We start from the raw sequence: 20,224 nt of genomic DNA, 5'->3' as shown, positions 1-20,224 counted from the left end.
AAGGCATGAGACAGCGGCGCGCCGATCGAAGACGATTTTCCGAGACAGTCCGGCGGCTGCCGGCAAGTCGCTGATAGCGACAACCACGATAACGACAATGAGGTAAGTAACCAATGCAATACCCATCCGTAACGCTTCGAACTTCCTTCCTGGCGACGACGCTCGCGGCGACACTCGGCATTGTCGGCACGATCTCCGCAGCGGAAGCTCAGGCCGGCGAAACGCTGACCTACGCGACCAACACGGCGCCGACCGGCCTGCGCGGCGAGGCGGAAAAAGGATTCATCGACGCACTGAACGAGGTGTCCGGCGGCGAACTCGAGGTCGTTCCCTACTGGGGCGCTTCCGTGCTCAAGGGCGACGAGACGCTCAACGGCGTCAAGAGCGGTGTCGCCGATATGGGCTTCATCAATATCAATTACTACCCCAACCAGCTGCTGCTCAACAGCGCCTTCCAGATTTTCCCGGAAGGGCCGGAAAGCTACGCCGGCAAGATGAAGGCCTACCACGAAATCTACGATCAGGTGCCGCAGCTTGCCGACGAGTTCGCCAAGCAGGGCCAGCATATCGTCTATCTCTATCCGTACCTGCCTTATGCCGGCGTCTTCAACGAACCCGTGACCTCGTTCGATGACTTCGAGGGGCTGCGAATTCGAGCGTCCAGTCAGTGGGTGCTGAATCTGCTCGGCGGTCTCGGGGCGACGCCAGTCTCCGTGCCGTGGAGTGATACCTATCAGTCGCTGCAATCCGGGGCGATCGATGGTGTCTTCACCAACTACGATAGCCTCAGCCGCACCGGCATGGATGAGGTCGCGCCCCATATCCTGACCACGAAGCGTCTGTGGGTCGCCGTGCCGATGATCATCACCATCAACCAGCAGAAGTGGGACGCGATGTCCGACGAGCAGAAAGGCTGGTTCAAGGACGCGGCCGCGAAGGCGGAGAAATCGTTCGGAGAGTACTACTCCAGCGAATTCGACCGTATCGTCAAGCAGGAGAAGGATGCCGGTTATACCGTTACCGCGGCGTCGCAGGAGGATGTCGACCGGTTCGCGTCACTGCCGGCCGTGAAGAAGAATCGCGATACCTGGATCGATAGCGCCAAGCAGGATGGCGCCGCGGACCCGAGCGCGATCATCGAACAGATGCAGTCCATCATCGATAGCGCAGGTGAGTGATGAGCGAGACTCCCAACGAGAGTGCCAGTCAGATCGGGGCGCGCAAGTCGCGCCCGCTGACGAAGCTCAACCGGGCGCTGGCCGAGCTCTGCGGCTGGCTGCTGATCGTGGTGGTGCTGTTCATGGTCGTCGATCTGGTCGCCCGAGGGTTCAACCACCCGCTGTACGGCGTGTCCGAACTGGCCATGTTCACCATGATCGCGATCGTCTATCTGGGGCTGTCTCACGCCCAGGAGCGTGACGCCCATATCAGTGTCGAGCTCGTGACGGACAAGCTGAGCGGCTCGCCCGGCCGTGCGCTCAAGGCGTTCATCAATCTGGTTTCGCTGGTGACGGTGGGTATCGTTGCCTGGGCGGTCTGGAACAACGCCATCGACGCCTGGCACAGCCATCAGGCGATTGCGGGGCCGCGACCGATCCTGGTCTACCCGATCAAGTTCGTGATGTTCGCCGCTCTCGCACTTTACGCCATTCAGCTGGTGCGCGGGCTCTGGCGTTCGCTGCGGCCGGACACTTCGGCACGGTAACGCTATCGGCGACGCGTGCGGCGCTGCCGGCGCGGGCTCTCACACTCTGGCTTCTTCCTTTACGGACACGACCATGGATTTCATGCTGGTTGGCATCGTCGGTGTGGCGGTGCTGCTCACTCTTCTCATGCTGGGCGTTCCGCTCGCGATCAACTTTTTGCTGGTCGGCTTCGTCGGAATCGCCACGCTACTGACACCCTCCAGTGCGACCTCGCTGCTGGGTGACACCATGTATACGGCGATCGCGTCGCCAACGTTCACCGTGCTGCCACTGTTCGTGCTGATGGGCGCACTGGCGGCTGCTAGCGGCTTCGCCGAGCGCGCCTACAAGGGCATTCACCGGCTCGCCGCGCGCATGCCTGGCTCGCTGGCCGTGGCGACGGCGTTCGGCAGTGCGGCGTTCTCGACGGTCTGCGGCTCCTCGCTGGCCACCGCCAGTGTCTTCGGCCGTATCGCCTATCCGGAGATGCGCCGCTATCGCTATGACAAGCGCTTCGCGCTCGGCAGCATCGCCTGCTCCGGCTCGCTGGCGGCGATGATCCCGCCGAGCGGCATGTTCATTCTGTTCTCCATCTTTACCGGCGTTCCGGTCGGCAAGCTCTTCATGGCGGGTATTCTGCCGGGCATTCTGACCGCGCTGGTCTATGCGATCTCGATCGTCTGGCGCGCCAAACGCAACCCTGATCTGGCGCCGACGCTGGAAGAGGAGCAGCGCGTCGTCCTGCGTGATCGTCTCCGGGGCATCGTCGATCTGTGGCAGATCCTGCTGTTGGGCGGGCTGGTGATCGGCGGCATGTATGGCGGCCTGTTCACGGCGACCGAAGCCGGCGCGATCGGTGCGCTCGGTGCGCTGGTGCTGGGCGTTGCCGGCGGACCGCTGCGCAAGCTCGAGAAACTGCGCGCGGCACTGCGCGAGTCGGCGGGGATCACCACCACGCTGTTCTTCATCATCATCGCAGCGCTCTTCTTCAGCCGCTTCCTGGGCCTGACGCGAATTCCGTTCGAGGTGACCAACTTCATGACCTCGTGGGATGTCCCGTCGTGGATGATCCTCGGGCTGATTCTGCTGATCTGGTTTTTGATGGGCATGGTCGTGGTGCCGGCAGCGGCATTTGCGTTAACGTTACCTATCGTCTTTCCCATCGTGACGGAGCTCGGCTACCACCCGGTCTGGTTTTGCGTCATCGCCATGAAGATGTGCGAAGTGGCAGGCGTGACCCCGCCGGTCGGACTGAACGCCTTCGCGCTCGCCGGGGCTGCCGGCAGGGATGTGAAAATCAGTGAGGTCTTCTCGGGCGTCTGGCCGTTCGTGGTGTGCGAGATCGTGGTGCTGGCGATTCTGCTGGCGTTCCCGGCGATTTCGCTGTGGTTGCCGGAAACGATGATGTAACTCCTCTCGGCCCCTTCCAGGCGGGCGGCTGCGTGACGGCTTCAGAGTGTCGACGAGAGTGTCAGAGCCTCGATGCGCGCGCGCCGCCCATAAGAATCCCGTTTTGAATTGATGACAGAGACAACGACATGCTCAACACTCCTTATCTGCTGTTCCTGGGCGACGTGCCCGATCCGCTCTCGGCCAAGGTGGCGCAGGGCATCCGCGACTGGCGCCCCGAGTACGCGTTAGGCCAATACCGCCTGCCGGGCTGCAAGGCCGACATGAAGATACCGGATCTCGATATCCAGGAAGCGGTCGAGCAGGGCGCCAAGACACTGGTCATCGGCGCTGCCAATCGGGGCGGCGTCATCTCGCGCAGCTGGATCGCGGTCCTCAAGGAGGCGCTCGCCGCGGGCATGGACATCGCTTCCGGCCTGCACAACTTGCTGCGCGACGAGCCGGAGCTGGTCGAGGCGGCCGAAAAGCACGGTCGTCGACTGATCGACGTCCGCGTGCCGCAGGTCCAGTATCCGATCGGCGATGGCAAGAAGCGCCGCGGCAAGCGCTGTCTGGCGGTAGGCACTGACTGCTCCATCGGCAAGATGTACACCGCGCTGGCACTCGATATCTCGATGCGCGAGCGGGGCGCCAAGTCGAGTTTCCGCGCGACCGGCCAGACCGGGATTCTGATCACCGGTGAGGGCGTACCGCTGGATGCGGTCATCGCCGACTTCATGGCCGGCTCGATCGAGTGGTTGACGCCGGATAACGACGATGACCACTGGGATATCATCGAGGGGCAGGGCAGCCTGTTTCATCCATCCTACTCCGGCGTGACCATGGCCTTGATTCATGGCGGTCAGCCCGATGCGCTGATTCTCTGTCATGAGCCGACCCGCACGCACATGCGCGGCCTGCCGCACTACCAGCTCCCGACGCTCGAGCAGCTTCGCGATACTGCGCTGCCGCTGGCGCAGGTCGTCAATCCCGCTTGCCAGGTCGTAGGCGTTTCGGTCAATACGTCTGGCATGCCGGTGGACGAGGCGGATCGCTATCTCGAGGCGCTCGAGGCGCGTCTCGGCCTACCGTGCGTCGACCCCTATCGTCAGGGCGCCGACCGACTGGCGGAGGCGGTGCTGGCATGCTGACGCTGACGGTCGAGGAGCAGGTCTTCCCGCTCGCCGAAGTCTTCACCATCTCCCGTGGCTCGCGCACCGATGCGCGAGTCGTGGTGGCGACGCTTTCCGACGGTACGCACGTCGGCCGTGGCGAGTGCGTGCCCTACGCGCACTACGGCGAATCGGTCGAGAGCGTCATGGCGCAGATCGAATCGCAGCGCAAGCCGCTGACGGAAGGGCTCGACCGTCTGGCGCTGCAGTCTTCGCTGCCTGCCGGTGCCGCCCGCAACGCGCTGGACTGTGCTTTCTGGGATCTCGAAGCCAAGTGCGCCGACAAGCCGGTCTGGGAACTGGCTGGCCTGCCGGCACCTGGCCCCGAGGTGTCCGCGTTCACGCTCTCGCTGGACACGCCGGACGTCATGCGTGAGAAGGCGCAGCGTCACGCCGATAAGCCGTTGCTGAAGCTGAAACTCGGTGGTGAAGGCGATGTCGAGCGGTTGCGAGCGGTGCGCGAGGGCGCGCCGAACGCGCGGATCATTGTCGACGCCAACGAGGGCTGGAGTGTCGACGTCTATCAGCAGCTGGCGCCGGTGCTGGTCGAACTTGGCATCAGCATGGTCGAGCAGCCGCTACCTTCCAATGCGGACGAAGCGCTCGCTGGCATCGAACGGCCGCTGCCTGTCTGCGCCGACGAGGCTTGCCATGATCGTCACTCGCTGGCGGCGCTGACCGGCCGCTATGACATGATCAACATCAAGCTCGACAAGACCGGTGGCCTGACCGAGGCGTTGGCGCTCAAACGCGAGGCGAAGGCGAAAGGATTCGATATCATGGTCGGCTGCATGGTGGGGTCGTCCTTGTCGATGGCGCCGGCACTGCTGGTTGCCCAAGGCGTCGAGATCGTGGATCTCGATGGCCCGTTGCTGCTGGCAAACGACCGCGAACACGGCATGCGTTTCGATACCGACGGCATTCATCCGGCCAGCTCGGCACTCTGGGGCTGAGCGTTGCGTTGCCGGACCGGCAAATAACGAGAGATGGCAGAACATGGCACAACGTACGGTCTACGTCGACGGCAGTTATGTTGCGGAGCAGGACGCAAAAGTCTCCGTTTTCGATCGCGGCTTTCTGTTCGCTGACGGCGTCTACGAAGTCTGCTCCGTGCTCGAGAGCAAGGTGGTCGATTTCGACGGTCATATGCGACGTCTACGCCGCTCCACGGCCGAGCTCGACATGGGCCTGCCATGGACGGACGAAGCGCTGCTCGAGATTCATCGAGAACTGATTCGGCGCAACGATCTGACGGAGGGACTGGTCTACCTGCAGCTGACGCGCGGCAATCCGGGAGATCGGGATTTCGATTTTCCCGCCGCGGATACCGGGCCCACGCTGGTGCTTTTCACGCAGACCAAATCGCTGCTGGAGAGCCGCACCGGACGAGATGGCATTCGCGTTGCCACGCAGCCCGACTGGCGCTGGATGCGTAGAGATATCAAGACCGTGCAGCTGCTCTATCCCTCGATGGCCAAGATGGCTGCCAAGGCGGCGGGCGCCGACGACGCATGGATGGTCGAGGATGGTCTCGTCACGGAGGGCGCTTCCAACAACGCCTGGATGCTCTCCCACGACGGCGTGCTGGTGACGCGCGAGCTCTCCAGCGCCATTCTGCCGGGCATCACGCGGGCGGCCGTCATGGCGATTGCCGAGGTGCTGTCGCTGCGCGTCGAGGAGCGGGCGTTCAGCGTCGAGGAGGCAAAGCAAGCCAAGGAGTGCTTCGTGACCTCGGCCACCTCGTTCGTGACACCGGTGATCGCGCTCGACGGCGTGCCCATCGGCGATGGCATGCCGGGCGAAGTCGCGATGAAGCTGCGTGCGGCCTATATCGAGGAGAGTCGACGCCGGGCGATCTGATAGACGCAGGGCGCGCTAGATCGATACGAAGCCAAGCCGATACGAAAAAGCCCACCGATTGGTGGGCTTTTTCGTCGTATCTGGTGGCTACGCCCTGATTCGAACAGGGGACCCCATCATTATGAGTGATGTGCTCTAACCAGCTGAGCTACGTAGCCTTGAGCGTCCGACCTCGAAAAGATCTGAGGCAACGGTCGCGAATGTTACCATAACCCGATGAAACGTCAACGCTTTTCGTCATCATCCTGGCGCTGGCCTCGCCTATAGCCAGGAAGGGAAGCCGCATTAAACGTTGAAGCGGAAATGCATCACGTCGCCATCCTGAACGACGTAGGTCTTGCCCTCGAGGCGCCACTTGCCCGCTTCCTTGGCGCCGTTCTCGCCGCCCAGTGCCACGAAGTCCTCGTAACCCACGACTTCGGCACGGATGAACCCCTTTTCGAAATCGGTGTGGATGACGCCTGCCGCTTGAGGCGCGGTGGCGCCGATCCTGACCGTCCAGGCGCGAACTTCCTTCACGCCGGCGGTAAAATAGGTCTGCAGGCCGAGTAACCCGAAGCCCGCGCGGATCACGCGATCCAGCCCGGGTTCGGTCATGCCCATCTCTTCGAGGAACATGGCACGCTCTTCGTCCTCGAGCTCGGCAATCTCGGCCTCGAGCTTGTTGCAGACTGGCACCACGACGGCGTTTTCGGCCGCGGCAATCGCGCGGACGGTATCGAGATGCGGGTTGTTCTCGAAGCCATCCTCATTGACGTTGGCGATGTACATCGTCGGCTTCAGTGTCAGAAAACCGTAGCTGCGGATCTGGCGCTGCTCATCGGCGTCGAGGCCGAAGCTGCGCAGCGGTTGGCCTTCGGCGAGGTGCGGCTGGATCTTGTCGAGAATGGCCTTGGTGGCGATGGCGTCCTTGTCGCCGCCTTTGACGATGCGCACCAGGCGTTGAATGCCCCGCTCGACGGCATCAAGATCAGCCAGCGCCAGCTCGAGATTGATCGTTTCGATATCGGCGGTCGGATCGACCTGGTTGGCGACGTGAATCACGTTGTCGTCATCGAAGCAGCGTACGACGTGGGCGATGGCATCGGTCTCGCGAATGTTGGCGAGAAACTGGTTGCCCAGTCCTTCCCCTTTGGAGGCGCCCTCGACCAGCCCGGCGATATCGACGAACTCCATGGTGTTCGGAACGACCTTCTCCGGCTTGACCAGCTCGGCCAGCTTGTCGAGCCGCGGGTCCGGCATCGGCACGATGCCGGTGTTGGGCTCGATCGTGCAGAAAGGGAAGTTCTCGGCGTCGATACCTGAGCGGGTAAGCGCGTTGAAAAGGGTCGACTTGCCGACGTTGGGCAGTCCGACGATGCCGCAGTTGAAACCCATGAGCTGATCCTGAAAAGTTGGCTTCGGAAGTAGATAGCGTTGGCGCGCATTTTACGGGACGTAGCGATACCGGGCCACACTTGGCGACGAGCGACGACTGCCCCAGCTTCGGGGCGCGGTAGACAGCAGCGACGACTACGAGCGACGAGCAAGAGTTGGTTGGCGAGGTGTAAGGCTCAGGAAGGTCTGAAGCTGTGCAGGCGATTCATCGCCTTGGCCCAGTTGCCTGCCAGCGCGTCGGGTAGGGTGGCGACAACCTCCGTGAGGGCATCGTCGATTGCCTGGCGTTCCGCTTTCCCGGGGCTGCCGAGAACGTAATGCGTCACGAGCTTGGCACTGCCTGGGTGGCCGATACCGATACGCAGACGGTGAAACGCGTTGACGTTGCCGAGAGCGCTGATGATGTCACGCAGCCCGTTGTGGCCGCCGTGACCGCCGCCGGTCTTGTAGCGCGCGGCGCCTGGGGCGATATCGAGTTCGTCGTGGGCGACGAGCAGCTCGTCGGGCGCGATCTTGAAGAACTGGCAAAGCGCCGCGACGGAAGCGCCGCTGCGGTTCATGTAGGTGGTGGGGTTGAGCAGATGCAGGTCATGTCCCGCGAGGTTGACCTTGGCGTGCAATCCCAGAAACTTGCGCTCGGGACGCAGCGTTTGGGCTGCGTCCCGCGCGAGTTGCTCGACCAGCCAGGCGCCGGCGTTATGGCGAGTGCTTTCGTATTCCGAGCCCGGGTTGCCGAGTCCGATGATCGCCTTCACGTCGCCCATGTCGTACGCCTATACCGGTCAGTGCTGCCGCAGAGTTATTCCGCGTCTTTCGGTTCGCCGTCTTCGTCGACGCCTTCACCGGCGACTTCGTCGTCGCTGACCACGGTCGGGTGCGTGACGCTGACGACACCGGCGTCGTGCTCTTCACCATGGCTCAGCTCGACCAGCGTGACGCCTTCCGGCAGCTTCAGATCGGACAGGTGGATCGTCTCGCCAAGGGCCAGGTTGGCCACGTCGACTTCGATGTACTCAGGCAGCTTGGACGGCAGGCAGCTGATCTGAACATCGTTGTTCAGCACGTGAATCACGCCGCCTTCATCCTTGACACCCTTGCAGCTCTCTTCGTTGAGGAAGTGCAGCGGCACGTTCAAGGTCAGCTCGTGAGTCGCATCGACACGCATGAAGTCGGCGTGCGTGATCAGCGGCTTGTACGGATGACGCTGGAGGTCACGGATGACGACCTGCTCGCTCTTGCCATCGACCTGAATGTCGATGATGGAAGAGAAGAAGGACTCTTCTTCCAGCGCCTTGTAGAAAGCCGGCTTGTCGATGGTGATCGGCTGCGGCGCGGCTTCACCGCCATAGATGATGGCAGCGACCTGCTCGTTCTTGCGGCGCAGGCGGCGGCTCGCACCTTTCCCCAGCTCCGTACGAACGTTGGCGTTCAGTGTGTATTGGGACATCGATTGTCACCTCTATCGGTAGATAACGGAAAGCGGCATGGCCCGCGACCAGGCCATGCCGTTTCCATCGGTGCGACTGCCGTCACGGCAGTCGCTCGTAAGTCAGTGCGTTGTCTCGAGATCGCCGATGACGATCAGTGAAACATCGCGCTGACGGATTCTTCGTTGCTGACGCGACGAATGGCTTCGGCAATGAGACCGGCAACGGTCAATTGGCGGATCTTGCCACTGCGGCGTGCAGGTTCGGAGAGCGGTATGGTATCGGCAACGACGAGTTCGTCAAGCACCGAACCACTAATATTGTCCACGGCGGGGCCGGAAAGGATCGGGTGAGTGGCGTAGGCCACCACGCGGCGGGCCCCGTGATCCTTCAACGCCTCCGCTGCCTTGCACAGGGTTCCCGCCGTATCGACCATGTCGTCGACCACGACGCAGGTGCGATCTTGAATATCGCCGATGATGTGCATGACCTGCGCCTGGTTGGCCTGCGGGCGCCGCTTGTCGATGATCGCCAGGTCCACGTTCAGCTGCTTGGCAATGGCACGTGCACGGACGACGCCGCCGACATCGGGAGACACGACGACCAGGTCGTCATAGTTCTGGCGTTCGATGTCGTCGAGCAGAATCGGCGAACCATAGACGTTGTCCACCGGCACATCGAAGAAGCCCTGGATCTGATCGGCGTGCAGATCCATGGTCATCACGCGATCCACGCCGGCCTTGACCATCATGTCGGCCACGACCTTGGCCGAAATCGGCACGCGGGCGGAGCGAACTCGACGGTCCTGGCGCGCATAGCCGAAGTAGGGGACGACGGCGGTGATTCGGGTAGCCGAGGCGCGGCGCAGCGCGTCGACCATGAAAATCAGTTCCATCAGGTTGTCGTTGGTCGGTGCGCAGGTCGACTGCAGGATGAAGACATCTTTACCGCGCACGTTCTCGTTGATCTCGACGGCGATTTCCCCGTCGCTGAACTGACCGACCGTGGCGTGGCCGAGTCGGTTGTCGAGGCTTTCGGCCACCTTGGAAGCGAGTCCGACGTTGGCGTTACCGGTGAAAACCATCAATTTAGACACGCGCAGCCACCTTTGGGAGCAGTTTGAGATCAGTGGAGGACATTCGTTTCGGACCGAAGCGAGAGACAAGACTGAAGAAACGCGAGAGAAAAGCGCTGGCGGCGAACCCATGAGAACGCGTCGCGCCGGACGAGCTCGATGAAGGCAGGGTTGCGTCTTGACGGCAGGAAAAGCGACCGCAACGCCGGTAGGGAAATCGTCTGGGCAGAATGGCCATCGCGTCCCGGTTTCCGTATGCAGGCTTGTCGAGATTCAGGAAAGTGGCTGGGGTACCAGGATTCGAACCTGGGAATGCCGGTACCAGAAACCGGTGCCTTACCACTTGGCGATACCCCAGCAATTGCGTCGGGCCATTATGCGCAAAAGCGCTGACCCTTGGCTAGGCTTGGACCGAAAACCAGTCGTTGGCGCGAAATGAGTCTGAAAAACCTGACAAAAATCGCGTAACCATCGGCTGCCTCGATCGCCGCCTCAGGCGATTCCAAGGTGCTGATGCAGCGGTGATCGCGTGCAGCTCTGCGCCTTGAAAGCGTGCCACTCGTCGGGAACTCGCCCCAGGACTTCGATGGCCCGGGCCTCGCTCTCGAGCGGGCAGAAGACGCAAGCGCCGGTGCCCGTCAGCATCGCCGCACCGTACTGGCCAAGCCAGGTCAGCGCGCGGTCGACTTCGGGGTAGCGAGCGCGAACGACCCTTTCGCAGTCATTGCGCCACGCCGCGTCGGCGTCAGCCCCGTCGAGTGCGTCGCGCATACTAATGATCGCGCTATCGCGTGTCAAACCGTCATCGCCGAAGACGGCGGCGGTGGAGACGGCGACGCCTGGATGGATGACCACGAACCACGAATTGGGCAGATCGACCGGCACCAGACGTTCACCGACTCCCTCCGCCCAGGCGGTGTGACCGCGGACGAAGACTGGAACATCGGCGCCGAGGCGCAAGCCGAGCGTGGCGAGCGTCTCGATGTCCAGCTTCAGTTCCCATAGATGATTGAGCGCCAGCAGCGCGGTCGCGGCGTTGGAGCTCCCGCCGCCGAGGCCGCCGCCCATGGGTAGCCGCTTCTCCAGCTTGAAGCGGGCCCCGGCACGACATCCGGTTTCCTGCTGCAGCAGTCGAGCGGCGCGGACGATAAGGTTATCCTCGGTCGCGATCTCCGGCATGGCCGGGGCAAGGTCGATGTCGTTGCTGTGGGTCAACGCCGTGACGTACAGGGTGTCGCCATGGTCGAGCAGTTGAAACAGCGTCTGCAGCTCGTGATAGCCATTGGCGCGGCGCCCGCAGATCCGCAGCAACCGATTGAGCTTGGCGGGTGCAGGCAGGCTCAGCGATGTCATGGCTCTGCCGTCGCGCCAGGTTCCCAGGCATTCACCACCAGTGTGGCGCGGATATCGTCGTAAGTCATGATCAGGCGGCTAGGGAGCCAGAGATCGCCGGCGTAGGTCCAGTCGCGATAGTCGATCTTCCAGCCAGCCTGCTCGAGTTGGGCAGGAAAGCCGAGCGTGTCGGCTATCACTCGATGCGCTGCGCCCGGCGCCGGAAGGCCGCGAACCCAGTAGTCGAGCGCGGAAATCGGCAGTGACCAGCCCAACTGCTGCTGCATCAGTGCTTCCGGAGAGTCGGCCTTGAACGTGCCGTCGCCTGTGGTCAACGTGACAGCGCCCTGGCGTCCCTCGAGGACGCTGCGTCCGGTGCCAAAAGGCCCGCTGATCAGCATGCGGTAGTGGCTTGGCGTCTGGGTCCAGTCGAGGTTGGCGCTGGTGCTGTCATCAGGCGTGCGAAGCCCGACCTTGCCGGCCAGTTTCCAGTCGTCGAATGCGGCGAGGTCCGACTGCTGGCGCTGCCAGTCATCCGGCTGGCGCGGCACCTCCGGTGAGGGCGCCTGGCTCGCGCAGCCGACGAGCCAGATGGCAAGCCCGAGCGCGGTGAACGGGCGCCAGGGTAGACGTCGAGGCTGTCGCGCGGTCATCGGTGTCACGTGTCGAGGAGATGTCAGGCCGTCACTGGCCGGTTGGAGAGGGTGCATCGGGACGTCCTGTCGAATCGGGAGCAGGCGGCGGTGCCAGCTCCGGGTGGCTGGTCAAGAGTTTATCGATATCGGGGTGGCTGTCGGCACTGCCGAGCGCGGCGTTGACGATCGTCCTGGCTTGGTCGGTCCGCCCATCGGCCGCGAGTGCCTCGGCCAAGTGGGCGGCGACTTCCTGATCTGGCTGTCCGGCGTACGCCTGCTGCAGATATCGAATGGCGGCCTGAACGTCGCCACGCTTGAAGTGGATCCAGCCGAGGCTATCGAGAATGGCGGGGCTATCCGGCTTGAGCGCGTGAGCACGCTCGACGAGATCGAAGGCTTCATCGTAGCGCTCGGTCGTTGTCGCCAGGGTATAGCCAAGCGCGTTGAGGGCCTCGGCATCTTTCGGGTTGTCGGCGATGATCCGGCGCATCTGCGTCATCATCAAGTCCACCTTGCCGCGGGCGAAATTACGCATCGCCTGCGCGTAGAGAAGCTGAGCATCATCGGGAGACTGGTTGAGACTCTCCGTCAGCAGCGCGTCGGCGGCCCGGGGCTTCCCTGCATCGTCCAGGGTATCGATGCCGATCTGCGTCAAGGTCGCACGCTGCGTGGGGTGACGCAGGCTTTCGATCTGCACGAACTGGCTCGCGTCTTCTATGCGTTCGGCCCCGACCAGCATCCTGATCGCCAGGGCGCGGGACTCGATGAAACCCGGTCCTGTCGGTACCTGACGGTAGTAGAGCAGGGCGTTGTCCAGCTCACCTCCCGTTTCGGCAATCGAACCAAGCAGCAAGTAGACAGTGGGCGGCGTATCGTCGCGGTCGAGCAATGGCAGCAACAGGCGGCGCGCTGGCGCCAGCGCGTCGGCGTTGAGATAGAGTTGCGCCAGTCCGATCCGTAGCCCCGGCGTATCGTCATGACGGGCGAGAAGCTGATCGATCTGCTGCTCGGCGCCGGCAATGTCCCCGCTGGCGATCTTCGCCTGGGCAAGCGCCAGCAGGAAGCGGCTGTCGTCGGGCGCCAGCTCGCGACCGTGCTCGGCGCTCGACGCTGCCAGGGCGTAATCGCCGGCCTCCAGCGCGATCTGTGCGCGAGTCAGCCAGAGTTCGGGAAGCTGTCGATAGCGGGCGGCGAGGCGAGTCAGGCGGCGCTGGGCGCGGTCGACATCGCCGCCAGCGGCTTCGAATCTCGCGGTGGCCATCTGGGCGTCGGCGTTGTCGGGATGCGATGCGACGAATTGGCGCATTTGTGCGACCAGCGGCGGTATCTCCGCGCCGGATTCGATCGCCAAGTCGGCCAGCGCCAGCAGCTGACCATTCTGTCCCTGTGCGGCGAGTGCGAGTCGGTGTTGCAGCGCAGCGGGCCAGTCGCCGCGATCGACGGCAATGCCGGAGAGCAGCTCTTGCGGCGCGCTGTCCTCGGGTGCGAACTGCTGCCAGCGATTGGCCGTCGTCTGCAGCAGCGAGGTGTCGTCGGTGTAGCGGGCGGCGAGCGTCGCGCGCTGGGCCAGCGCCGCCGAGCGGTAACGATCCGCCGCGGCCAGATAGCCCTCGGCAGCGCGGCGAAAATCGCCGCGCTGGCCGGCAAGCTCCGAGAGCAGGACCTGGGACAGGCCATCGGCATCGAAGCCTTGCGTGACCGGGGGCGCCGATGCCATGGGGTCGTGACCGGACGCCGACATCCCCTCGGCCGCGGAAGAGCTGGTCGACATGCTTTGGCAACCGGCCAACAGGGCCGCGCAGCCGGCGGCCAGAAGCAGACGTGTGGGCATGCCGTCCTCGAGATTGATCAGTCCGCTCAGCATAACGGCTGGCGGGCGGGGGTCAATGCCGTCGAGGTGGCCGGACGAACCGATCCGTCGCCTGCTAAGTGTCTCTCGGCTGTGCTAAAATGACGCCGCTCGATGGCGCCGGTCGAAACGGCCGGGGCCCGTCATCGGCGATCTCATGCCTTGGTGTAGGCCGAGGATGGCTGGATGGCGCGTTTTCCTGACATTTCGCGCTCTCCTCGACGACCTGCGATCTGCCGTGCCTGTGGCACGAGCAGGGTCCTTGCAAGATGAACGACCATGATTTCATGACGCTGCTAGCTCTGGGTATCAATCATCGAACTGCCGCGATCGACATGCGAGAGCGTGTCGCGTTTTCGCCGGCGCAACTCGAGGCCGCGCTGACGCAGTTGCGGGCGTTACCCGACGTGCGCGAGGCGGCGGTGCTCTCGACCTGCAACCGTACCGAGCTTTACTGCATCACGGTCGCGGATGGCGAAAGCCAGCTGATCGAATGGTTGAGCGAGTTTCACGGCATGGCTGCCCAGGAGCTGCTGGGCTGCGCCTATCATTATCACGACGGCGAAGCCGCGCGGCATTTGATGCGAGTGGCCGCCGGTCTCGACTCGATGGTGCTCGGGGAGCCTCAGATTCTCGGGCAGCTGAAGGACGCCTATCAGATCGCGCGGCAGCATACCGGGCTCGGCAGCGAACTGGAGCGGCTGTTCCAGCAGACCTTCTCGGTGGCAAAGAAGGTGCGCAGCGAGACGTCGATCGGTGAGAACCCGGTCTCGGTAGCCTATGCCGCCGTGAGCCTGGCGAGCCGCATCTTCGATGATTTCAGTCGCGCGCGGGCGCTGTTGATCGGCGCCGGCGAGACCATCGATCTGGTTGCCCGTCATCTGCGCGAGGCGGGCATCATGGGGCTGACGGTCGCCAACCGGACGCTGGCACGGGCACAGGCGCTGGCTGAAACGTGTGATGCCCGAGCGATCGAGCTCGGCGGCATTCCCCAGGCGCTCGAGCAGGCCGATATCGTCATCGCGTCGACGGCGAGCGACCTGCCCATCCTGGGCAAGGGGATGGTCGAACGAGCGCTGAAGGTCCGTCGGCATCGGCCCATGTTCATGGTCGATATTGCCGTGCCGCGCGACATCGAACCCGAAGTCGGTGATCTCGATGACGTCTTCCTCTATAGCGTCGACGATCTCCAGCAGGTCATCGCCGAGAATCGTCGTCACCGCGAAGTCGCCGCGCGTCAGGCCGAGTCGCTGATCGACAGCGGGGTAGAGCACTGGCTGCACGAGCGGCGTGTGCGCGGTGCAGGGGATCTCATCCGACGCTATCGCCAGCACGGTGAGTCGCTGCGACGCGAGTCAGAGGAAGAGGCGCTGGCACAGCTTGCGCGCGGAGAAGATCCGGAAGCGGTGATCAAGCGCCTCTCGCATCAGCTGGCCAACAAGCTCATGCACGGCCCAACGCTACGACTGCGCGAGGCTTCGGGACAATCCCGTCAAGATATCATTCAGGCGGCCGACAGCTTGCTGCTCGAAAGCCCCACCACGACACAGGACGCGCTATGAAAACACAGGACTGGGCATGAAGGCGTCCCTGCGCGACCGACTCGACGCCTTTCAGGAGCGCTTCGAAGAGCTGTCGGCACTCCTCTCCGAACCTGAGGTCATCACCGACCAACCCCGCTTTCGCGATTACTCGCGCGAGTACGCCGAGCTCGAGCCGCTGGTCGAGTCGTGGCTCGCCTATCGCCGCACCGAAGGCGATATCGAGGCGGCCGACCAAATGCGTCAGGACAGTGATCCCGAGATGCGCGAGATGGCCGAAGAGGAGTGGCGTGCCGCCCGCGCGAGCCTCGAGGAGCTCGAGGAGACGGTCAAGCGCCAGCTGGTGCCCAAGGATCCGGACGACGACAGCAACATCTTTCTCGAAGTGCGTGCGGGTACCGGCGGTGACGAGGCGGCGCTGTTCGCCGGTGATCTGTTTCGCATGTACTCCCGCTACGCGGAGCGCCGCGGCTGGGGAGTCGAGATCGTCAGCGCGAGTCACGGAGAGCAGGGCGGTTACAAGGAGATCATTGCACGCGTGAAGGGCGACAACGTCTATGCCGCCCTGAAGTTCGAGTCCGGCGCGCATCGGGTACAGCGAGTGCCGGCGACGGAGTCCCAGGGTCGCATCCACACCTCCGCCTGCACCGTCGCGGTCATGCCGGAAGCCAGCCAGGTTGGCGATATCGAGATCAACAGCAACGACCTTCGCGTCGACACCTTCCGTTCCAGTGGTGCCGGTGGTCAGCACGTCAATACCACGGACTCGGCGATCCGTATCACCCACCTGCCGACAGGCCTGGTGGTCGAATGCCAGGAAGAGCGCAGCCAGCACAAGAACCGGGCCAAGGCGATGTCGCTGCTGGCTGCCCGGCTCAAGCAGGCCGCGGTGGACAGTCAGCGACAGCAGCAGGCGGATACGCGCCGCTCGCTGGTCGGCTCCGGTGATCGCAGCGAACGCATTCGCACCTATAACTTTCCGCAGGGACGTCTGACCGATCATCGCATCAATTTGACGCTCTACAAGCTCGGTGAGGTGATCGGCGGGGATCTGGACGAGGTGATCGGCCCGCTGATCAATGAGTATCAGGCTGACCAGCTTGCCGCGCTCCAGGGCGACGAATGACCATCGACGAGGCGCTGAGAGAGGCGACGCTTCGGCTGGACGCTTCGTCGACCGCTCGGCTGGACGCGGAGGTACTGCTGGCTCATGTCTGCCAGCGAGATCGCACCTGGCTTTATACCTGGGGTGATCGAGTGCTGGCACGCGATGTGGCCGAGGCGTTCGAGGCACTCGTCGGTCGCCGCGTCGAGGGCTGGCCAGTGGCCTATCTCACCGGGGAGCGGGAGTTCTGGGGGCTGCCCATCCAGACGTCTCCGGCGACGCTGATCCCGCGGCCGGATACGGAAAGACTGGTCGAGGTCGCGCTCGAGGCGAGCGCGGGCCGCGCGACTGGCGCGCTGCTGGATCTGGGAACGGGTACCGGCGCGGTCGCCTTGGCGTTCGCCAGTGAAAGATCTGGCTGGCAGGTGACCGGCGTCGATGTGGCGAAGGACGCGGTGGCGCTGGCAACCGACAACGGCCGTCGTCTTCAGATCGTTAACGCGGCCTTTCTGCAGAGCGACTGGTTCGCCGCGGTCGGCGAGCGACGTTTCGATCTCATCGTCTCCAACCCGCCCTACATCGCCGCGGGCGATCCGCATCTCGCGCTCTCCGACGTGCGCTTCGAACCCGAATCCGCGCTGGTCGCCGCGGACCAGGGGCTCCACGATATTCGCCGCATCGTCTCCGTGGCTCCCCTGCACCTCAGTGACGGCGGCGAGCTATGGATCGAGCATGGATACGCGCAGGGCGCTTCGGTACGCGACATGCTGACGCAGCGCGGCTTTGCAGGCGTTGCGTCGCATCGCGACCTGGCCGGTCACGAACGCGTCAGCGGTGGTCGCTGGCGCTAGACTGCCGCCGACGGTGCTGGCGAGCGTTATCGGGGCGTTGAAGCGCCATTCGTTAACGCGCTAGTGGTGTCAAGAAGCCTATGGTAGTAATAGGGCCCCTTCCGAGCGGCTGAGGTAGGGCGCGTCAGTCATGGTGCGTCATCAAGGGAACGGCCTCTCCGCTTGGGGTGCATTCAACCCAAGGCTGGAACAATTACAGCAATGAAAGCCAAATCGCGATCACTCGATCGAATCGATCTGAACATTTTGCGTTGCCTGCAGGACAACGCGCGAATCTCCTACGTGGATCTGGCGTCACAGGTCGGTCTTTCGACGACACCTTGCCTGGAACGCGTCAAGCGGCTCGAAAGGGCGGGTATCATCCGGGGCTACAAGGCGATCCTCGACCCTGCCGCGCTGCGCGCGAGGCTGCTGGTCTTCGTGGAGATCAGTCTCAATACGCAGTCGCCGGCGGTATTCGACGAGTTCCGCAAGGCGGTCGCCGAGCTGCCTCAGATTCAGGAATGTCACCTGGTATCCGGGCAGTTCGACTACATCTTGAAGTGTCGCATCCCCGAGATGTCGGCCTACCGTCAGCTGCTCGGCGACGTGGTCCTGACGCTGCCCGGCGTCAAGGAGTCCAAGAGCTACGTCGTGATGGAGGAGGTCAAGGAGGCGTCGGCGCTGCCCATCCCCGATCTGGATGCGCTCGACGCGTAGACGTTCTCCAGACTGCACATTCACCACCAGCCCGCGAGCGACGAGAGACGTCCATGAACGACGATGCACTGCTGCGCTACAGCCGCCATATCATGCTGGGCGAGATCGATATCGAAGGTCAGGAGCGCCTGCTGGCGTCTCGCGTATTGATCGTCGGCGCGGGCGGACTCGGCTCGCCGGCGGCGCTGTATCTGGCTGGCGCGGGGGTCGGTCGCCTGGTGATTGCCGACGACGATCAGGTGGAGCTTTCCAATCTGCAGCGTCAGATCGCTCACTCGGAAGCGACGCTCGGATGCAGCAAGGCCGAGTCCGCGGCCGAGTCCGCGCGAGCGATGAACACCGAGTGCGACGTCGTGGCGCTGGCGCGGCGGCTGGAGGGCCGCTCGTTGCACGAGGAGGTCGTGGCCGCAGACGTGGTGCTCGACTGCACCGATGGCTTCGGTAGTCGTCAGGCGATCAACCGCGCCTGCGTGGCGACACGAACGCCGCTAGTCAGCGGGGCCGCGATTCGTTTCTCCGGCCAGCTCGCGGTCTTCGACCCTCGGCAGGCGGACGCGCCCTGTTACGCCTGTCTCTACGGTGAGCAGGATGACGACGAGTCGCTCACCTGTGCCGAGAGCGGTGTGGTGTCGCCTCTAGTCGGCATCATCGGCAGTTTTCAGGCGCTCGAGGCGCTCAAGCTGATCAGCGGAGCCGGCCGATCTCATCAAGGCCTCTCGACCTTCGACGCCCTGAGCGGTGAATGGCGACGCTACACGTTGCCGCGAGACCCCGCCTGTCCGGTCTGTGGTGAAAGCCGGATGTCAGCGCCGGTTTCGCGCTGAGAGGACAGCGACGCGGCCGGAGGGCGGGTCGAGTCCCTGGCTACCCTCCGCGCGTCGGGCGGGCTAGGATGGCGAAAGCCTCTGCGTGTGTTATCCCCTTTTGCTGCACGGTCGCTCCATGCCCCATACGATTCCAGATTCCTATTACCTTGCCAGCCGCAACGTCACGCTCGATGCCACGGACCCGCTACGCGATGAGCAGACGGCGGACGTCTGCGTCATCGGCGGTGGTGTGACCGGCTGTTCGGCGGCGCTGCATCTGGCCGAGCGCGGTTACCGGGTCACGCTGCTCGAAGCCGGCGAGATCGCTCACGGCGCTTCCGGTCGTAGCGGGGGACAGATACTGCCGGGATTCGGTACCGAGATGCCGGTGATCGAGTCGGCGCTCGGGCTGGATGACGCGCGCAGACTGTGGGCGATGAGCTGCGAGTCGGTGCGTTTGACCCGAGCGCTGATCACGCGTCACGACATCGATTGCGACCTGCGTCAGGGATATGTTCATACGGCGGTGAAGCCGCGTCACGTCAGCGCCATGCAGCGCCATGCGGAGATGATGGCGGCGCGTTACGACTACCACGGCGAGCAGTGGCTGGATCGCGACGCGCTGCGCTCTCACGTGCGCACCGATCAATACCTTGGGGGGCTTTACGACGCCGAGGGCGGGCACCTGCATCCGCTCAATTACACGCTGGGTCTCGCGCGAGCCGCCCAGCGTGCGGGTAGCGTGCTTCATACGCAGACGCCCGTGCTGCGTGTAGAGCCAGGTGTGCGGCCGCGGGTGGTGACGGCGCAGGGCTCGGTTCGCTGCGAATTCGTCGTCGTCGCCTGCAACGCCTACCTGGATGGTCTGCTGCCCGCGCTGAGTGGCCGCGTGATGAAGGTTGCCAATTACATCATCGCCACCGAGCCACTGAGCGAGTCGGTCGCGTCAGCGATTCTCCCCAGCAATCCGGCGGTCTCGGATGCCAATTTCGTGCTCGACTACTATCGCCTGTCGGCGGATCGTCGACTGCTCTACGGCGGCGAAGTCAGCTATACCGGTCGCGAGCCAAGAAAACTCGACGCACGCATGCGCGACAAGATGCAGACGCTCTTCCCGGTTCTGCATGGCGTGGAGATCGATTACCGCTGGGGAGGAGACGTCGGGATCACGTTGAATCGCGCTCCTGACTTCGGGCGCGTGGGCGACAATATCCTGTACGCGCAGGGCTATTCGGGGCACGGCATGTCGCTGGCCGGATTGGCGGGCCAGCTGCTTGCCGAAGCGGTGGCGGGGCAGGCCGAGCGTTTCGACGCTTTCGCCGCGCTCGATCACCGGCGCTTCCCGGGCGGCGAGCGCCTGCGCATTCCGCTGCTGGCGCTCGCCACGACCTTCTACCGGTTACGCGACAAGCTTTAGGCGA

The 20,224-nt window shown here is 63.8% G+C and carries 19 protein-coding genes and 2 tRNA genes; 12 read left to right on the top strand and 9 right to left on the bottom strand.

Annotated features, from left to right (window positions below; genetic code table 11):
* The first annotated feature begins 113 nt into the window (after positions 1-113).
* The 6 genes from dctP to IE125_RS03135 all read left to right on the top strand — a co-directional run bounded on the left by dctP (position 114) and on the right by IE125_RS03135 (position 6,106).
* Complete coding sequence (gene dctP, locus IE125_RS03160) at positions 114-1,178, top strand: TRAP transporter substrate-binding protein DctP (protein WP_189443110.1); 1,065 nt, start codon at positions 114-116, stop codon at positions 1,176-1,178.
* Positions 1,178-1,705 carry a TRAP transporter small permease subunit gene (locus tag IE125_RS03155; protein WP_189443109.1) on the top strand — a complete coding sequence of 176 codons (528 nt, stop codon included), beginning with the start codon at positions 1,178-1,180 and terminating at the stop codon, positions 1,703-1,705. The genes dctP and IE125_RS03155 overlap by 1 nt, the downstream gene beginning before the upstream one ends.
* A gap of 73 nt (positions 1,706-1,778) precedes the next feature.
* Positions 1,779-3,095 (top strand): TRAP transporter large permease, encoded by a 1,317-nt coding sequence (locus tag IE125_RS03150; RefSeq protein WP_189443108.1) that lies wholly within the window; start codon positions 1,779-1,781, stop codon positions 3,093-3,095.
* Between the two features lie 128 nt (positions 3,096-3,223).
* Positions 3,224-4,225 (top strand): N-acetyltransferase DgcN, encoded by a 1,002-nt coding sequence (gene dgcN, locus IE125_RS03145; protein WP_189443107.1) that lies wholly within the window; start codon positions 3,224-3,226, stop codon positions 4,223-4,225.
* Positions 4,219-5,199, top strand: a complete 981-nt coding sequence (dgcA, locus tag IE125_RS03140; RefSeq protein WP_189443106.1) for an N-acetyl-D-Glu racemase DgcA — start codon at positions 4,219-4,221, stop codon at positions 5,197-5,199. Before dgcN ends, dgcA begins: the two co-directional genes overlap by 7 nt.
* Positions 5,200-5,242: 43 nt before the next feature.
* Positions 5,243-6,106 carry a D-amino-acid transaminase gene (locus tag IE125_RS03135; protein WP_189443105.1) on the top strand — a complete coding sequence of 288 codons (864 nt, stop codon included), beginning with the start codon at positions 5,243-5,245 and terminating at the stop codon, positions 6,104-6,106.
* An 81-nt stretch (positions 6,107-6,187) separates the two neighbouring features.
* On the opposite strand, the gene IE125_RS03130 is transcribed toward IE125_RS03135, so the two are convergent.
* From IE125_RS03130 to IE125_RS03090, 9 genes are all read right to left on the bottom strand, one after another.
* Positions 6,188-6,264: transfer RNA gene (locus tag IE125_RS03130), tRNA-Met, on the bottom strand.
* 127 nt (positions 6,265-6,391) lie between these two features.
* Positions 6,392-7,483, bottom strand: a complete 1,092-nt coding sequence (gene ychF / locus IE125_RS03125; protein WP_189443104.1) for a redox-regulated ATPase YchF — start codon at positions 7,481-7,483, stop codon at positions 6,392-6,394.
* Between the two features lie 176 nt (positions 7,484-7,659).
* A complete protein-coding gene (gene pth, locus IE125_RS03120) occupies positions 7,660-8,247 on the bottom strand; it encodes an aminoacyl-tRNA hydrolase (RefSeq protein WP_189443103.1) in 588 nt (195 codons plus the stop codon).
* A 35-nt stretch (positions 8,248-8,282) separates the two neighbouring features.
* On the bottom strand, positions 8,283-8,930 hold the full coding sequence (locus tag IE125_RS03115) for a 50S ribosomal protein L25/general stress protein Ctc (protein WP_189443102.1): 648 nt from the start codon (positions 8,928-8,930) through the stop codon (positions 8,283-8,285).
* Positions 8,931-9,064: 134 nt separating this feature from the next.
* Positions 9,065-10,006 (bottom strand): ribose-phosphate pyrophosphokinase, encoded by a 942-nt coding sequence (locus tag IE125_RS03110; RefSeq protein ID WP_189443101.1) that lies wholly within the window; start codon positions 10,004-10,006, stop codon positions 9,065-9,067.
* Between the two features lie 261 nt (positions 10,007-10,267).
* Positions 10,268-10,342: transfer RNA gene (locus tag IE125_RS03105), tRNA-Gln, on the bottom strand.
* A 135-nt stretch (positions 10,343-10,477) separates the two neighbouring features.
* Positions 10,478-11,338 carry a 4-(cytidine 5'-diphospho)-2-C-methyl-D-erythritol kinase gene (ispE, locus tag IE125_RS03100; protein WP_189443100.1) on the bottom strand — a complete coding sequence of 287 codons (861 nt, stop codon included), beginning with the start codon at positions 11,336-11,338 and terminating at the stop codon, positions 10,478-10,480.
* Entirely contained in the window at positions 11,335-12,027 is a 693-nt protein-coding gene (gene lolB / locus IE125_RS03095) for a lipoprotein insertase outer membrane protein LolB (RefSeq protein WP_189443099.1), read from the bottom strand. The genes ispE and lolB overlap by 4 nt, the downstream gene beginning before the upstream one ends.
* Positions 12,002-13,783 carry a tetratricopeptide repeat protein gene (locus IE125_RS03090; RefSeq protein ID WP_189443098.1) on the bottom strand — a complete coding sequence of 594 codons (1,782 nt, stop codon included), beginning with the start codon at positions 13,781-13,783 and terminating at the stop codon, positions 12,002-12,004. The genes lolB and IE125_RS03090 overlap by 26 nt, the downstream gene beginning before the upstream one ends.
* Positions 13,784-14,088: 305 nt before the next feature.
* Between IE125_RS03090 and hemA the strand changes: the two genes are divergently transcribed.
* From hemA to IE125_RS03060, 6 genes are all read left to right on the top strand, one after another.
* A complete protein-coding gene (hemA, locus tag IE125_RS03085; protein WP_189443097.1) occupies positions 14,089-15,363 on the top strand; it encodes a glutamyl-tRNA reductase in 1,275 nt (424 codons plus the stop codon).
* A gap of 16 nt (positions 15,364-15,379) precedes the next feature.
* A complete protein-coding gene (prfA, locus tag IE125_RS03080) occupies positions 15,380-16,468 on the top strand; it encodes a peptide chain release factor 1 (protein WP_189443096.1) in 1,089 nt (362 codons plus the stop codon).
* The gene (gene prmC / locus IE125_RS03075) at positions 16,465-17,298 is read left to right on the top strand and encodes a peptide chain release factor N(5)-glutamine methyltransferase (RefSeq protein ID WP_189443095.1); all 834 of its coding nucleotides are present in this window, start codon (positions 16,465-16,467) and stop codon (positions 17,296-17,298) included. Before prfA ends, prmC begins: the two co-directional genes overlap by 4 nt.
* Before the next feature lie 201 nt (positions 17,299-17,499).
* The gene (locus IE125_RS03070) at positions 17,500-17,997 is read left to right on the top strand and encodes an Lrp/AsnC ligand binding domain-containing protein (protein WP_189443094.1); all 498 of its coding nucleotides are present in this window, start codon (positions 17,500-17,502) and stop codon (positions 17,995-17,997) included.
* Positions 17,998-18,050: 53 nt separating this feature from the next.
* Positions 18,051-18,821: a HesA/MoeB/ThiF family protein gene (locus IE125_RS03065; RefSeq protein ID WP_189443093.1), complete on the top strand. Its 771-nt coding sequence runs from the start codon at positions 18,051-18,053 to the stop codon at positions 18,819-18,821.
* 118 nt (positions 18,822-18,939) lie between these two features.
* The gene (locus tag IE125_RS03060; protein ID WP_189443092.1) at positions 18,940-20,220 is read left to right on the top strand and encodes an NAD(P)/FAD-dependent oxidoreductase; all 1,281 of its coding nucleotides are present in this window, start codon (positions 18,940-18,942) and stop codon (positions 20,218-20,220) included.
* The last annotated feature ends 4 nt before the right edge of the window (positions 20,221-20,224 follow it).

The organism is Salinicola rhizosphaerae, from assembly GCF_014652715.1.
Taxonomy (GTDB): Bacteria; Pseudomonadota; Gammaproteobacteria; order Pseudomonadales; family Halomonadaceae; genus Salinicola; species Salinicola rhizosphaerae.
This window is presented reverse-complemented; position numbering and strand designations above follow the sequence as displayed.